Annotated in this window: 13 protein-coding genes; 5 read left to right on the top strand and 8 right to left on the bottom strand. The window is 63.1% G+C overall.

All coding sequences use genetic code 11. From position 1 onward, the window contains the following. Positions 1 to 203: 203 nt before the first annotated feature. The 5 genes from HPY65_11065 to HPY65_11045 form a co-directional block, all read right to left on the bottom strand. Entirely contained in the window at positions 204 to 389 is a 186-nt protein-coding gene (locus tag HPY65_11065; GenBank protein ID NPU85017.1) for an SAP domain-containing protein, read from the bottom strand. 187 nt (positions 390 to 576) lie between these two features. Beyond that, positions 577 to 900: a hypothetical protein gene (locus tag HPY65_11060; GenBank protein ID NPU85016.1), complete on the bottom strand. Its 324-nt coding sequence runs from the start codon at positions 898 to 900 to the stop codon at positions 577 to 579. Between the two features lie 12 nt (positions 901 to 912). Next, complete coding sequence (locus HPY65_11055) at positions 913 to 1,086, bottom strand: hypothetical protein (protein NPU85015.1); 174 nt, start codon at positions 1,084 to 1,086, stop codon at positions 913 to 915. A gap of 72 nt (positions 1,087 to 1,158) precedes the next feature. Next, the gene (locus tag HPY65_11050) at positions 1,159 to 1,692 is read right to left on the bottom strand and encodes a hypothetical protein (GenBank protein ID NPU85014.1); all 534 of its coding nucleotides are present in this window, start codon (positions 1,690 to 1,692) and stop codon (positions 1,159 to 1,161) included. A 194-nt stretch (positions 1,693 to 1,886) separates the two neighbouring features. Next, positions 1,887 to 3,395, bottom strand: a complete 1,509-nt coding sequence (locus HPY65_11045) for a PAS domain S-box protein (protein NPU85013.1) — start codon at positions 3,393 to 3,395, stop codon at positions 1,887 to 1,889. A 348-nt stretch (positions 3,396 to 3,743) separates the two neighbouring features. Here HPY65_11045 and HPY65_11040 point away from each other — a divergent pair, with 348 nt between their 5' ends. Genes HPY65_11040 through HPY65_11030 form a run of 3 tightly spaced genes read left to right on the top strand, consistent with a single transcriptional unit; the run spans position 3,744 to position 7,303 of the window. Beyond that, positions 3,744 to 5,891: an acetate--CoA ligase family protein gene (locus tag HPY65_11040; protein NPU85012.1), complete on the top strand. Its 2,148-nt coding sequence runs from the start codon at positions 3,744 to 3,746 to the stop codon at positions 5,889 to 5,891. A 45-nt stretch (positions 5,892 to 5,936) separates the two neighbouring features. Continuing rightward, positions 5,937 to 6,875: a bifunctional enoyl-CoA hydratase/phosphate acetyltransferase gene (locus tag HPY65_11035; GenBank protein ID NPU85011.1), complete on the top strand. Its 939-nt coding sequence runs from the start codon at positions 5,937 to 5,939 to the stop codon at positions 6,873 to 6,875. Further along, positions 6,872 to 7,303 carry an ACT domain-containing protein gene (locus HPY65_11030; GenBank protein ID NPU85010.1) on the top strand — a complete coding sequence of 144 codons (432 nt, stop codon included), beginning with the start codon at positions 6,872 to 6,874 and terminating at the stop codon, positions 7,301 to 7,303. Before HPY65_11035 ends, HPY65_11030 begins: the two co-directional genes overlap by 4 nt. Before the next feature lie 46 nt (positions 7,304 to 7,349). Here HPY65_11030 and lptG read toward each other — a convergent pair whose 3' ends face one another. From lptG to HPY65_11015, 3 genes are all read right to left on the bottom strand, one after another. Continuing rightward, a complete protein-coding gene (gene lptG, locus HPY65_11025; protein NPU85009.1) occupies positions 7,350 to 8,429 on the bottom strand; it encodes an LPS export ABC transporter permease LptG in 1,080 nt (359 codons plus the stop codon). Beyond that, positions 8,426 to 9,598 carry an LPS export ABC transporter permease LptF gene (gene lptF, locus HPY65_11020; protein ID NPU85008.1) on the bottom strand — a complete coding sequence of 391 codons (1,173 nt, stop codon included), beginning with the start codon at positions 9,596 to 9,598 and terminating at the stop codon, positions 8,426 to 8,428. The genes lptG and lptF overlap by 4 nt, the downstream gene beginning before the upstream one ends. Positions 9,599 to 9,893: 295 nt before the next feature. Beyond that, entirely contained in the window at positions 9,894 to 10,610 is a 717-nt protein-coding gene (locus tag HPY65_11015) for an enoyl-CoA hydratase/isomerase family protein (protein ID NPU85007.1), read from the bottom strand. A gap of 277 nt (positions 10,611 to 10,887) precedes the next feature. On the opposite strand from HPY65_11015, the gene HPY65_11010 reads away from it, so the two are divergent. After that, complete coding sequence (locus HPY65_11010) at positions 10,888 to 12,570, top strand: glycosyltransferase family 39 protein (protein ID NPU85006.1); 1,683 nt, start codon at positions 10,888 to 10,890, stop codon at positions 12,568 to 12,570. Positions 12,571 to 12,683: 113 nt separating this feature from the next. After that, complete coding sequence (locus HPY65_11005) at positions 12,684 to 13,826, top strand: aminotransferase class I/II-fold pyridoxal phosphate-dependent enzyme (protein NPU85005.1); 1,143 nt, start codon at positions 12,684 to 12,686, stop codon at positions 13,824 to 13,826. Positions 13,827 to 13,922 lie beyond the last annotated feature (96 nt).

The following is a 13,922-nucleotide window of genomic DNA, read 5'->3' as shown; positions in this document are numbered from 1 at the left end:
ACGCCATCCCGTTTATCCCCTTCTTCGATGAAACAAAATGGAGATCCTGCCGGGACCGCCGAACCGCTTTTCCGTAAGCGGCTTCGTCTCCGGCCCGTTCCCGTGCACGGAGGACGGACGACCCCCTCCCGGGCTCTTCACTGGAGTTTTTTTTCGCAATGTCGGCTTCCGTTCGTGCAACCCGCGAGTTTCACCGCCTGCGATTATTTGCGGGGCAGGCAGTCATCCCGCCAGAGGCAAAGCTCTTCCCCGCAAGTCTCTTTCGTTCCGAAACAGGGACCGAAACCCTCCCGCTTCTGGATCTCCCGGACCAGGTCCGTCTTCGTGACACCGACCCGGAACGGGATGTCCCATTTCCTTGCGATGGTCCATATCATCTGCATCTTCATCAGGAAGTCTCCCTCTTGTGATCGTCCGGCGGACAAGGCGTTTTCCATCCGTTCGTGAAGGCCTATCGCTCGAATAGACGATCGCTGCGTTGAAAGACGGAAGGAGCATGAGCGGCGCGCGAGACGGCGGTTTATGAACACGGGGCGTGGAAGGATGGAAAAGAACGGACGGCGTGCTCAAGCGGCCCTAATGGCTGGAACCTGTCGGATGGATAAGGCGTTTGATCAGCGCCATCCCCCGGGACAGATCCTCCAGGATGGAACGTTCCTGTGGCGGATGGCCGGAGGGACGCGGGCAGCCCTGAAGGAGGCCGCCGGTCGTGAGAACGGCCATGGGCTCCACCAGGAGTACGATTCCGCAGGCCGGGCACTGGTAATGCATGTGCCCCGACAGGGGGTTGTGTCCCAGGTAGCGGAACAGGGAGGACGGCATCGTCCCCTTGTCGCAGCCGGGCACTTCGATCCTGCCTGCCTCGCCGCAGTTCATGCAGACGATTTCGCGGGTGAACATGACGGCTCCTCCTCATCCCCAGTACGTGGCCGTCAGGTGTTCCGGGGGATGCTCGTCCAGTCGGACCTGCTTTTGCTCCGGCGGACGGTCTTCCTCCGGTTTCCAGGGTGTCCGGAAAGGGGTGCGCGGTGCCGACTGCGACGTCTGCGTCTGCTTCTCCGGGAGTGTCTTTTCGTTTGTCTTCATAGCTCCCTCCACTTGATGCTTCCGGAATCCGGGGGCGGCGCGATGTGTCGAAATGCGGTCGCTGCCTCGCGTTCAGGACGCCTTCTCTTTCCTGACCTTTCCGGTTCTGTTTTCCCGGGGAATAAGAGAGCGGTAGACGTCGAAGAACGCCTTGACCTGGTCCCGGCAGGAGGACTCCATCTCGTCAATCAGTTCTCCATGGGATTCCAGGCAGACCTGGATGGCCTTCTCCAGCCCTCCGCTCTGCCGGGCCGCCGAGACACGGCGAAGGCAGTCCGCAAAGGACCGGTACAGATCCTGTCCGCTTTGCTGCTGGACCCTGGCCAAATTTGCGAAGGCCTCCATCCGGTCCTGGACGGTGGCGAGGCCGGAAAAGGGCTCCTTCCACACGGCGCGGGACAAAAGCAGCATGTCTTCCCACCCTTCCGTAATCCCGGCCTGGGGCAATGCAATGTTCTTCGTTGAAGCGGACCAGGCGTCAGACAGGCCCCTGTAGAAGCCCGTCAGCGATTCCTCCCAGGCCTTTGCCTGCTCCAGGCCGGCTCCGCCGAAAAAGGGGGCGAAGGAAGCGGACGAGCCTGTATCTCTTCTTGCTTCTGCGCTCATGATTTCTGCTCCTTTCTCTTGGGTCAAACGAAGGTGTAGGATTTATTTTAATGGGATGATTCTAGGCGACGTATGCTGGCGCAATCGGCGCGGAATGGCAATACAGTGTTTTTTCGGGGTTTCTGTCAGGTAAAACCTTGTATTCAGGATGCCGGTCTGCATGGGTTCCCGGCTGGCAGGGCGGGCCGGATGCTTCAGGGTTTCAGCGAAAGCAAGTGGCTGCGGAGGTTGACCTTTCTGTTTTTCAATCCCAGCTTGGTCCGGATGTTGGCCTTGTGGAACTCGATGGATCGAACAGAACTGTTCAGGATCTCCGCGATTTCCTTGGCCGTCTTTCCCTCTCGCGCCAGGTGGACCACGTCGATTTCCCTGGGGGTCAGATTTGCATAATGCCCCATCAACGTCCTCAAAAAAGGGGAAACGAGATCCTTCAGGTTCGTTTCGATGATGTTGACCAGATTCGACTGAACCGGCGACAGGCGGCTCCGCAACAGCGTTTCCAGATGCGGCAGGACGAGCTTCCGGACGTTGGTGAGGACGCTCTCCTCCAGGTTCCGCCGGTCCTCCTCCCGGTGATGGAGGAGGATTTTCAGGGCCGTGTTCGCATCCTGCAGCCGCCGGGACTCCTCTTCCAGCTCCTGCTCGCGCTTTACGAGATCTTCATTGACCTTCGCCAGTGCCTTTGTGCGCTGCCGGACGCGCCGCTCCAGGTTCTCCTTTGCCTCGCGGAGGGCTTCCTGCGCCTTCTGGATTTCCGTGATGTCGCGGCCCGCCGCCTGATACTCGACAAATTGACCCCGTGGGTTGAAGACCATCCTGCTGATCCACTCGTGCCAGACGATCCGGCCGTTCGGCAGGGCGACGCGGTGCAGCTGTCTTGAGTCGGGGCACTCTTTGGACAGGGAGGCAATGGCCTCCCGGACGACCGGATGGTCCTCTATCGGGATGTAATCGTAAAGGCTGGAGCCCTGGATCTCCTCTTTTGCCTTTCCCATAAGTTCACAGATGGCTTCGTTCACAAAGGTGATCGTTCCGTCGCCCCTGTGACGGCAGATGAATGACGCGTGATCCTCTACGATGTGGCGATAGCGTTTTTCGCTCCGGCGAAGCTCCTCCTCCATCCGTTTCCGTTCGCTGATGTCGACGATGACGATCAGGAATTTCAGCAGCCGGTCTTTCTGGTCCCAGACGCCCATGCTTTCCGCGGACACAAAGAAAGTGGAGCCGTCGCTGCGGCGAGCCTGCAGCTCGCAGATCCGCTTCTCGCGGCTCTGAATGACGTCCTGCACGTACGATCGGATCAGGCCTTTGGATTCGTGCGCCACATAACGGCTGAAGGGCTGATTCAGGAGGGAGGATCGATTCACCTGGAGCATCCGTGCTCCCATCAGGTTTGCCTCCACGATCCGACCGTCGGGATTCAGGGTGAAGTACCCGACCGGGGCAAATTCGAAGAGATCGGCATATCTCGCCAGGGCGGCTTCGGTTTCCGCCCATATCTGCCGGAGTTCCTCGTTTTGTCTCGTCAGTTCCGACTGGCGGGCCTCGAGTTCATGGATGATCCGTTCAGGGCCGTCTGCGGTCTTGCCGCTCCTTCCGGCCGGCAGGGAGGACTTGTCCTCCGCTCTTTGCTTCTTCGGCCGGGCTCGCTCCCGGCGGCGGAGAGAGGACGTTTTCCCGGGCTGATCATCCTTTCTGTTCATGGCGGCCTTCCTTGTTCTGATGAGGAAGATTGCGGGTAGACGGTTCGGAAATCGACGGACGGCCTTTCCGGGCTTTCGCTGCTGCCGTGGAGGGATGGAAAGGCCTCAAATACCTTATACATTTTCATGCGGAATACAGGTGAAGTCAAGAAGGGAATCGACGTCGTGCACGCGAATGGGGCGGGCGGCGTCGGTGACGGTTCGGCTTGAGTTTTGGGGCCGCCGCTTCCCCAAGGCGGACGGGGCTTGGGCTCGACCGGTTCGAGTCAGGCCTTTACAGTGGCTGGCACGGGTGTTATGGTTTCGCCCGTTCATTATAACCGCTCTTTTTCGAGGAGGCTGTCGCTCATGTCCGAAAATCCGCTTCATGCCCTGATGAGTCCCAAGTCCGTAGCCATCGCCGGTGCCGGCAACAACCTCATGAAGATGGGGACCATGCAGGCCCTGAGTGCCCTTCACGACGGCTTTCAGGGGCCGATCTACCCGATCCATCCCCGGGACAAGGTCGTCTTCGGCCTGCCCGCCTATTCCTCACCCCTCGAACTCCCCGAGGCCCCCGACCTGGGAATGATCGTCGCCCCTGTCGGCGAGGTCCCCAAGCTCATGGAGGGTTTCGGCCAGCGGGGGACGAAGCGGGTCATCGTCTGCACGGCGGGCTTCCGCGAGGTGGGGGCCGAAGGGAAGGTCCTGGAACAGCAGGTCAACGACATCGCCGCAAAATACGGGATGCGGTTCCTGGGTCCGAACTGCATGGGGATTCTGAACTCGGAGATCCACCTGAACCTGACGGTCATGCACCTCGACGACCGTCCGGGTCTCCTGGGGCTCGCTTCCCAGAGCGGGACCTACGTGACCCAGACGCTCTATTTCCTGCGCCGGCAGGGCATCCGCCTCAGCAAGGCCATCAGCTCCGGAAACGAGGCCAACATCGGAATCATCGACGCCCTCGAGTATTTCGGCGAGGACGATCAGACCCGAGCTGTAATCCTTTACATCGAGGCCATCCGCGACGGGCGCCGCTTCGTCGAGACGGCCCGGAAGGTCACGCGGCACAAACCCGTCTTCGCCCAGTATGTCGGCGGATCCGCGGCGGGTGCCCGGGCTGGGCTCAGCCACACGGGCGCCATGGCGGGACCGGACTTCCTCTACGAGGGAATCTTCAGGCAGGCGGGCATTGTCCGCGTTCAGACGATCGAGGACCTCTACGCCCACGGCTGGGCCGCCGCCACCCAACCGCCGCTCAGGGGACGACGGATCGGCGTCGTGACCCACTCGGGCGGGCCCGGAACGGCCATGTCTCACACCTGCGACCAGGGCGGACTGGACGTCGTCCCCTTCTCGGAGGCCGTCCAGCAGCAGATCCGGCCGCTCATTCCGCCCCACGCCGCCAGCGGCAACCCCGTCGACATGACCTTCAACCTGGACACGGAGTACATGACCGTGCGGATCCCCGAGATCATCCTGGGCAGCGGCGAGGTGGACGGCCTGTTGATCCACGGTCCCATGATGACCGGCTGGATGAAGGAAGTCTTCCCGCACTTCAAGCCCCTGCTGAAGGAGATGACGCTCGATCAGTTCCTCGGAGGCGTCGTCCACGATCTCTCTCCGGCGATGGCTCTGCCGAAAAAGTTCGGCAAGCCCGTGATCGTCTGCTCCTTCCTCGACCGGGAGGACAACTTCGCCGCCGCGTACCAGGACAACGACATTCCCGTCTTCAACGCCCCGGAGAAGGCGGCCCGGGCCATGATCAGCCTGTACCGCTGCTTCCAGGCGCAGAGCCGGAAAGCGGGGAATCCCCCGGCCGCCCCGGAGAAGTCCGCCGAGGCGGACCGGATCATCAACGAGGCGGTCAAGGCGGGACAGAAGGCCCTGGACGAGCACGCGGCGAAGCGCATTCTCGCCCTGTACGGCATCCCGGTTCCCCGGGAGATTCTCGCCCGGACCGCCGGCGAGGCGGCGGCGGCCGCGGAAACCATCGGCGGCGCCGTGGCGCTGAAGGCCTGCTCCTGGGAGATCATGCACAAGTCCGGCAAGGGGCTCATCGCCCTCAACCTGAAGAAGCAGGCCGATGTCCGCAAGGCCTTCACCGGCATCCGCAAGGCGGCGGGGCGGCGCGTCCCCGTTCTCGTCCAGGAGATGATACCCGGCGGACGGGAGCTGGTCGTCGGCATGACCCGCTTTCCCGGCTTCGACCCCTGCATCCTCTTCGGCCTGGGCGGCGTCTATACGGAGATCTTCCGGGACAACACTCTGCGTCTCGCGCCGCTTTCCGACGCCGAGGCGGAGGAGATGCTCGACGACATCCGGGGCAAGGATCTCCTCGGCGCGTTCCGGGGCCAGCCGGAGGCCGACCGGGAGGCCCTGGTGCAGGTCATCCAGCGCCTCGGCTGGATTTCCGTGCTGCATCCGCAGATCGCCGAGATCGACCTCAACCCGGTGATCCTCGACGGTCCCTGGCCTGTCGCAGCAGATGCCCTGTTTGTACTGAAGGATTGATGGCCCGCGGGAAATTTTTCCTGCAGCGGGCGGGGAGGGGAAAACGTGATCCGGAATTTCAGGATGATGGTCCGAAGGGCCGCCGCGTTGGGACCGAAGACGGTGGCCGTCATTGCGCCCCAGGAGAGCTCCTCCGTGGAGGCGATCGAGGAGGCCCGACGGAAGGGATTGGCCCGGGGGGTTCTCATCGGGCACCGCGCCCTGATCGAGCAGATGCTCCGGCAGGCCGGCGCCGACCCTGCGGGGCACGAGATCATCGACGAGCGGGACATGGACCGCGCCGCCGACCGGGGCGCCGAAATGGCGGCGGCGGGAGAGGTGGACATCCTGCTGAAGGGCGGGATCTCGACGAACCGTCTCCTCCAGGCGGTCCTGAAGGGGCCCCGGACCCTCCGGACGGGCCGGCTCATGAGCGACGTCGCCCTCTTCGAGGACCGGCGGGAAGGCGTCCGGAAGATCATGATGCTGTCCGACGGCGGCGTCAATGTGGCGCCGGACCTGAAAGAAAAGATCCAGATCATCCGGAACGCCGTCGCCGTCGCCCATGCCCTGGGCATCCCGGTCCCCCGGGTGGCGATCCTCTCGGGGGTGGAGAAGGTACAGCCGGAGGTGCGGTCCACCGTGGACGCCCTGGCCCTGGCGAAGATATGCTCCTACGGGGAAGTACCGGGCTGCGTCGTCGACGGACCGTTCGCCCTGGACAATGCCATTTCGCCCGAGGCGGCGAAAATCAAGAAGGTGGAGTCCCCTGTTGCGGGCGAGGCGGATATCCTCATCATGCCGGACCTGGAGGCGGGAAACATCTTCGGCAAGTCCCTCGTTTACTATGCGGGCAGGGACCTTGCCCATGTAATTGTCGGCGCCCGGGTGCCCATCCTGATCAGCTCCCGGTCGGACCCGCCGGCGGCGCGGCTGGCCTCGATCGCTCTGGGCGTGCTGATGGTGGAAGAGGCCCGGAAACGGGAGGAGGAGGCGAAGCCATGAAGATTACCCAGCTCTCCGTTTTTCTCGAGAACCGGGCCGGCACCCTGGCGGAGCTGACCACATTCCTGGGCGACAGCGGGATCAACATCCGGGCCCTCAGCATCGCCGAGTCCCGGGACTTCGGTGTGCTGCGCATGATCGTTCCCGACCCGGCGGCGGCGGCCGATCTGCTCCGCAGCCGGGGGTACCGTTTCCAGGAAGTCGAAGTCCTGGCCGTCAAGGTCGCCGACCGGCCCGGCGGGCTTGCCCTGGCCCTCGCGGCCCTCGCGGCCGAGGGGCTGAACGTGGACTACCTCTACACGTTCCTCGACAAGCTCAAGAACAGTGCCGTCATCATTTTCCGGGCGGACAACCCGGATTTTGCCGAGTCGGTTCTCACCGGACAGGGCTTCGAGCTCCTGGGGCCGGAGGATTTTCGCAGGGTCTGAACCAACGGGCACCGGTTTATGCTGTCGAGGCCGTCTGGACGATTCGTCAGGTCCGGATCCGGGAGTACATGAACGCGGCGACGGCGAGGAAGAGGATGTTGGCGAGCCAGGCTGCAAGGAGCGGCGGCAGGGTGCCGGCCCGCCCCAGGGACAGGCTGAAAGCATGGACGAGCCAGTAGGAGAAGCCGATCACGATGGCCGCGCCGATGCTGCGGCTGACGCCCCCACCGCGCTCCTCCCTGAGCGAGAACGAAATCCCGATGAACACCAGGATCACCGTCACCAGTGAGAACGCCACCTTTCCGTGCATGTCCACGGCATAGCGGGTGGCGTCGTATCCTTCCGAGCGCAGCTTCCGGACATAGTCCCTCAACTCGAAGAACCCCATCTGCTCGGTGTCCTTCTGAACGATCTTGAAGTCTTCCGGCTTTTCCGGAATCTTCACGATCCTCCGGGGGACCCACTCCAGGGCGGGGAAGCCCCCCTGGTCGAAACGGGTGATGAGGAGTTTCGTGAAGACCCATGCCCCGTCTTTCCATTCGGCCTTTTCCGCATCGATCCGCCGGGAGAGGCGGAAATCCGGCGTCAGGTAGTAGATGGAAATTCCCCGCAGGGTGTTTGTCCGGGGCTCGAAGAACTTGAAATTGTAGACCCCGTCCTTGCCGCGGTACCAGATCTGGTTCTGCTTGAAGGCCGGCATGTCCTGCTTCTTCTGGACTTCGATCAGCCGGATCGTCTCCGCCCGGGTGTTCGTGTAGGGCATGATCCATTCGCTGATGAAGAAAGCCGCGACGCCGATGACGACCGATAGAAGGATCACGGGACGGGCGAGCCGGTAGAGGCTGACGCCGCCGGCCTTGATCGCCGTGATCTCGCTGTGGCGGGACATGGTGCCGAAGGTCATGAGCGTGGCCATGAGGACCGCCGCCGGGATGGTCTGGGCGACGATCATGGGGATCATGTAGAAGAAATGGGCCGCCACCAGGCCGATCGACGCATGGTTGCTCATGAAGTAGCGGATCTTCCCGAAGAAGTCCACCATCAGTGCGAGCAGCAGGAGCGACAGGACGATCACGCCGAAGAGCCGGAGAAACTCCCTTGTTATATAGCGGTCCAGGATCGTCATGCCGCCGGCCTCCGTTTCTCCCACCAGCGCCGGAGGGTCTCCGCCGCCCGGCGCGGGACCGGAAAAGGCCGCTCCCGGGCGGCCAGGACAAACAGGGCGATTCCCAGGGTGCCGAAGAGGACGTTCGGAGTCCAGGTGCCGACGGCGGGGGGAATCCGGCCCAGTTCCGCCAGGGCCTCCCCGCCCATGAGGATCAGATAATAGAACAGGGCGATCAGGAATCCGACCGTGATTCCCCGGGACCTAACGGAGCGATGGGCCCGAATCCCCAGGGGAACGCCCAGGAGACCGAAGCAGAGGCAGGAAACGGGAATGGTCATCTTCTTGTTCAGCTCGATGGCCAACTCCCGCAGGGCCGCCGGATCGACACCGGCCTTGCGGATGCGCTCGAGCAGCTCACCCGCCGTCATCTCCGTGCTGGATTTCTGGGCCGCCGCGGAGGCGAGGGCCGGCATCAGGTCCAGGGTCACGTCGTAGAGCTCGAAGTCCAGCTTCCGGTAGTTCTGGAGGTTTGTGTCGACCGTGTGGGTGCTGCCCTGGTAGAGCCGGAGGATGATCACCATCCGGACCGGGTCCGCCAGGAGGTAGGCCCGCCGGGCGAAGATCGTCGAAGGCTCGCCGGTGATCCGGTTGTCCGAGATGATGACCCCCTCCAGGAATTCGGCCTTGTCGGCAACCCGGTCGGCATAGATGAGGATTCCCCGGAAGTCGTCCACGAAGACCTTTTCCTTGATGCCCAGGGCGGCCCGCTGCTGCGCCACCTGGTAAACGAGGTTCTTCGCCGCCGAGTTCCCGCTGGGTACGAGATGGAACGTAACGGCGGCGGTAAACAGGAACGCCAGCCCGGCGAAGACCGCCACGGGAATGGCGAGCTGGTAGAGGCTGAGGCCCGCGGACTTGAGGACGGTGATCTCGTTGTCCCCCGAGAGGCGACCGAGGCCGATCAGGATGGCAACGAGGAGCGAGACCGGGATGGTGTAGACCAGGAAGGAGGGGATCAGGTAGAGGATGAGCAGGACCACGTCGAGAAAGCCGACGCCCCGGTTGACCATCATGCTCACCAGCTGGACGATCTTCCCCATGAGGAGGACGAACGTCAGGATGAACAGGGTCATGCCGAAAGGGACGGCGATTTCCCGGAATAGGTAGCGGTTGATGATCCCGGCCATTCTGCCTGCCTTCCTGCGCCCCCCCGGCTGGACGGTTCTTTCGGGGCGCGGGGGCTGTCACGGAGACATGTGTAAAAGGGGACAGATTTCAATCTGTCCCCTTTTTACCTTTTTATTCCCTCGGCCGCTACATCATACCGTGCCTTTACGTTTCATGCAGCGGGCAATCTTCCGGGCGGCCGTGTGAAACGTTCGCAGGCAAGGCGCGCGAGTCGGAGGAGAGAGGCGTACTCCCTGTACGCCGCAACGACGACGAACGAAGTGCAACGCCGCATCCGAACGTTTCCCTCGGCCGCTACATCATGATCTTCAGGGATTCGATATACTTCGGATCCTCGTTCTCGATGGCGGCGATGATGTTCTTGTGGAACCGCTTCTTCATCTCCCCGAAGATGGGACGTTTCTTCTGATAGGTTTTGGCGAAGGCGACCGCCTCCTTCAACAGGGTCTCCTCGTCGGGGCAGGCCTTCTCGATGACGTGGTGGGCCGCCAGCTCGTCGGCGCCGTATCGCTTGCCGCTGAAGGCCGCCTCCTGGACCTTGTAGTAGGGGAAGGCCTTCGTGATGATGGCCTGCATGCCCGGCAGGAAGGGGATGCTGATGTCCACCTCGGGGAAACAGAAAAAGCCGCGGCCCGACTTCATGAAGCGGAAGTCGCAGCAGCAGGCCATGATGCTGCCGTCGCCGAAGGCATGGCCGTTGATGGCGGCGATGACGGGCATGGGATAGGTGAGGATTCTCTTGAACATGTCGTTGAGGCCGTAAAGGAAGCCCTTGACGTCCTGGAAGCGCTTCTCGTTGTAGGCGGCGGTGATCCAGGCGAGATCGATGCCCTGGGACCAGTTCTTGGGATCGCTGGAGGTGATGACCACGGAGGTGATCGCCGGGTCCGCCTCGATTTCGTCCAGGGTCGTCAGGACCGCCTTCGTGAAGTCCGGGTTGTGGCGGTTCTCGCCGCCGGTCATGGTGGCGATGGCTACGGTTTCGTCCTTTTTCCATTCGATCAATGCCATGATGGTACCTCCGTCGGGATGATGGGAGCGGCCGGAATGTCCCGGGATCTGGGAAAGGGCGGAATTGATGAGAAGGGACGTCCCGGGGCCGAACCGGTATTCCCCGGCCGTTCCGGCACAGTGTGTAGCGGAGAGAGCCTTCCGTTGTCAACGGATTTGAGGCGTTGCGGCGGAGGAGCCGCCGCTCCTTCACGGACGGCGTCCGTCCCCGTTTGTCCGTTGACAAGGGGGGACGGTCTTTATATGATTCGCCACTTTTTTCGACCCCGAGGAAACCGTGAAGGACTGGAAAAAAATCCTGATTCTGTGGGTTGTCCCGTTGATTCTCTACGCCGGCACACTCCCCTTCATGCCCCTGATGGAGCCCGACGAGGGGCGCTATAGCGGCATCCCGGCGGAGATGATCGCCACGGGCGACTACGTCACTCCCCACCTCAAGGAGGTCGTGTACTTCGAGAAGCCGCCCCTGATGTACTGGGCGACGGCCCTGTCCTTTCACCTTTTCGGAAAGAACGAATTCGCCTCCCGCCTGCCCGTGGCCCTCTGCGCCTGGGGCTTGATCCTCCTGGCCTGGCGGATGGGGCTGTATTTCCACGACCGCCGGACGGGGCTCTATGCCGCCGCCGTCCTGACCACCTGTGCCTTCCACGCCGTCATCGGACGGATCAACATTCTCGACATGCCGCTGGCCTTTTTCGTCTGCACCGCCATCTGGGCGGGATACCGCTTCTTCGCCGGCGGGGAGCACCGCCGGGGCTGGCTGTACCTCTTCTTTTTCCTCTCCGGCCTCGCCTTCATGACGAAAGGGCTCATCGGCATCGTCTTCCCGGCGGGCGTCGTAGGGCTCTGGCTCGTCCTCTCGCGCCGCTGGCGGGACATCCTGCGGTTCTTATCGCCGGTGGGCATCGCGATCTTCCTCCTGGTGACGCTTCCCTGGCTGCTCCTGGTCCAGGAGCGGAACCCGGACTTCTTCCGCTTCTTCTTCATCCAGGAACACTTCCTGCGCTATACAACGAAGTTCCACCAGCGGAGTGAGCCCTTCTGGTTCTTCCTGCCGGTCCTGGTCGGCGGGATCATTCCCTGGCTGGGCTTTCTGCCCTCCGCCGCGGGCGGTTTTCGCCGCAAGTGGGCGGAGTCCTTCGGAGCGGATGAGAAGCGCTTTCTCCTGTCCTGGTTCGGCCTGATCCTGGTCTTTTTTTCCATTTCCTCCTCGAAGCTCGTTCCCTATGTCGCCCCCCTGTTCCCGCCCCTGGCGGTGTTTCTGGGGCGCCTGTTCCTGGTGTCGGAGGAGGAAACAGTGGCAGGGGGATGGAGGGTGCGCGGGCCGGTGATCCTCCAGTCGGTTCTCCTGGGTGCGGCCCTGTTCGTGCCGGTCTTCCTGCCGGAGCATGGCATGCCGCCGGGGGAGTGGATGCTGTGGATCGCCCCGCCCCTGGTCTTGGTAATCCTGCTGGCAATCCTGCCGGACAGGCTGCGCCGTCCGGACGGGAGCGGCCGTTTCCTGGGGATCTATCTGGTCTCGGCCCTGTTTTTCCTTTCCCTGATCTTTCCGGCCGGCCGGTTCCTGACGCCCTACAAGTCGGCCTTGCCGGTCGTCCAGGCAATGCCGCAGCATCTCCCGGCCGGGCAGAAACTCTATCAGTACCGGATCAATCTCTACGGGATCGACTTTTACACGGGGGTGCGGACGCCGGTGGTGGACGAAGTGGGCGAGCTTTTCTACGGCGCTCTGCAGATTCCCGAGGACGAGCGCCAGAAGTGGTTCATAATGTTCTTCGAATTCTACCGTTACTACCGGCAGGGGCACGAGATCTACCTGGTGACGGCGGGAAAGGAAAATGTGGATCACATCCGGAAGGAGGTCCCGGCCATGCAGGTCCTCTGGACCAACGGGAACTATGTCATGATCCGCCTGCCGAAGCCGGACCGGCCGGAGGCGCCGCCGGATCCGGGGTATTGACAGAAAAGGCCGCTCCGCATAGGGTTTGAAGCGAAACCGAAACGCCCGGACCGGGAAGCGGACCGGCACGCGTTCCATTTGCGGCGGCGGCCGGAAAGAAGATCCGAATGAAGATCCGCAAAGAATTCCTGCCTTTCAGCAGGCCGTCCATCGGGGATCGGGAGGTGGCGGAGGTGGCCGCCTGCCTGCGCTCCGGCTGGATCACCACAGGCCGGAAGTGCCTCGATCTGGAGGCCCGTTTCCGGGAGCGGACAGGTGCCCGCTGTGCCATCTCCCTGACGTCCGCCACGGCGGGGATGCACCTGCTCCTCCTGGCCCTGGGAATCGGGCCGGGAGACGAGGTGATCACCCCCTCCCTGACCTTTGTCTCCACGGTCAACCAGATCGCCTTGGCCGGCGCGGTGCCGGTTTTCACAGACGTGGACTATGACACGCTGAATCTGAAGATCGGGCAGGTGGAGGACGCGATCGGTCCCCGGACGAAGGCCGTGATCCCCGTCCATTTCGCCGGGGCTCCGGCGGACATGGACCCCCTGCTGGAGGTTGCCCGGAGGCGAGGGATCACCGTCGTCGAAGACGCCGCCCACGCCGTGGGAACCGTCTATCGGGGAATCCACGCCGGCGGATTCGGTGTGCCGGCGATCTTCTCGTTTCACCCGATCAAGAACGTCACCACCGGCGAGGGGGGGATGGTCACCCTCGACGACGAGGAACTGGAGAAAAAGATCCGGCTGCTCCGCTTCCACGGCATCGAGCGGGACGCCTGGAAGCGCTACGGCAAGGGGGGGGATCCGTCCTACGACATCCGGGAGCCGGGCTTCAAGTACAACCTGACGGACATCCAGGCGGCACTCGGGGTCGTCCAGATGGACCGGGTGGAGGAATTCAACGCCCGGCGCCGCTGGCTGGCGGACCGGTACCGGGAGGGACTGTCGGGGATCGACGGCCTCGACCTGCCGGGTGTTCCGGATTATCCGCACGAGCACCCCTGGCACCTGTTCGTGGTCAAGGTGTCCGCCCTGCCGCGGGAGCGCTTCATGGAGGGGCTGGCGGAGCGCAACATCGGCTATGGTCTTCATTTCCCGGCGGTGCACCGGCTCGCCTACGTCCGGGAGCGCTACGGCGACGCATCGCCCCGCCTGCCGGAGACGGAGCAGGCAGCGGACCGGATTCTGTCGCTGCCCCTCTTCCCGGACATGACGGAGGGGGACGTTGCCTACGTCTGCGAGGCCGTCCGGGAGATCCTGGGCCGATGAGAAAACGGGCGGAGCGGCGGATGCCGGATTGGATCGAGAACCGGGGAAGCAGGGAAGAGGTGCAGGGCCCGACAGACGCATGCACCGAAACCGGCA

It is taken from the genome of Syntrophaceae bacterium, assembly GCA_013177825.1.
GTDB lineage: Bacteria > Desulfobacterota > Syntrophia > Syntrophales > PHBD01 > PHBD01.
The sequence above is the reverse complement of the archived record's forward strand: the minus strand, read 5'-3'. Positions and strand labels throughout refer to the sequence as shown.

What these genes read in the sequence shown, in the direction of transcription:
- HPY65_11055 (NPU85015.1), bottom strand. Translation starts at nt 1,086, where the DNA reads ATGAAGACAAACGAAAAGACACTCCCGGAGAAGCAGACGCAGACGTCG.
- HPY65_11050 (NPU85014.1), bottom strand. Translation starts at nt 1,692, where the DNA reads ATGAGCGCAGAAGCAAGAAGAGATACAGGCTCGTCCGCTTCCTTCGCC.
- lptF (NPU85008.1), bottom strand. Translation starts at nt 9,598, where the DNA reads ATGGCCGGGATCATCAACCGCTACCTATTCCGGGAAATCGCCGTCCCT.
- HPY65_11045 (NPU85013.1), bottom strand. Translation starts at nt 3,395, where the DNA reads ATGAACAGAAAGGATGATCAGCCCGGGAAAACGTCCTCTCTCCGCCGC.
- HPY65_11060 (NPU85016.1), bottom strand. Translation starts at nt 900, where the DNA reads ATGTTCACCCGCGAAATCGTCTGCATGAACTGCGGCGAGGCAGGCAGG.
- HPY65_11040 (NPU85012.1), top strand. Translation starts at nt 3,744, where the DNA reads ATGTCCGAAAATCCGCTTCATGCCCTGATGAGTCCCAAGTCCGTAGCC.
- lptG (NPU85009.1), bottom strand. Translation starts at nt 8,429, where the DNA reads ATGACGATCCTGGACCGCTATATAACAAGGGAGTTTCTCCGGCTCTTC.
- HPY65_11015 (NPU85007.1), bottom strand. Translation starts at nt 10,610, where the DNA reads ATGGCATTGATCGAATGGAAAAAGGACGAAACCGTAGCCATCGCCACC.
- HPY65_11030 (NPU85010.1), top strand. Translation starts at nt 6,872, where the DNA reads ATGAAGATTACCCAGCTCTCCGTTTTTCTCGAGAACCGGGCCGGCACC.
- HPY65_11065 (NPU85017.1), bottom strand. Translation starts at nt 389, where the DNA reads ATGAAGATGCAGATGATATGGACCATCGCAAGGAAATGGGACATCCCG.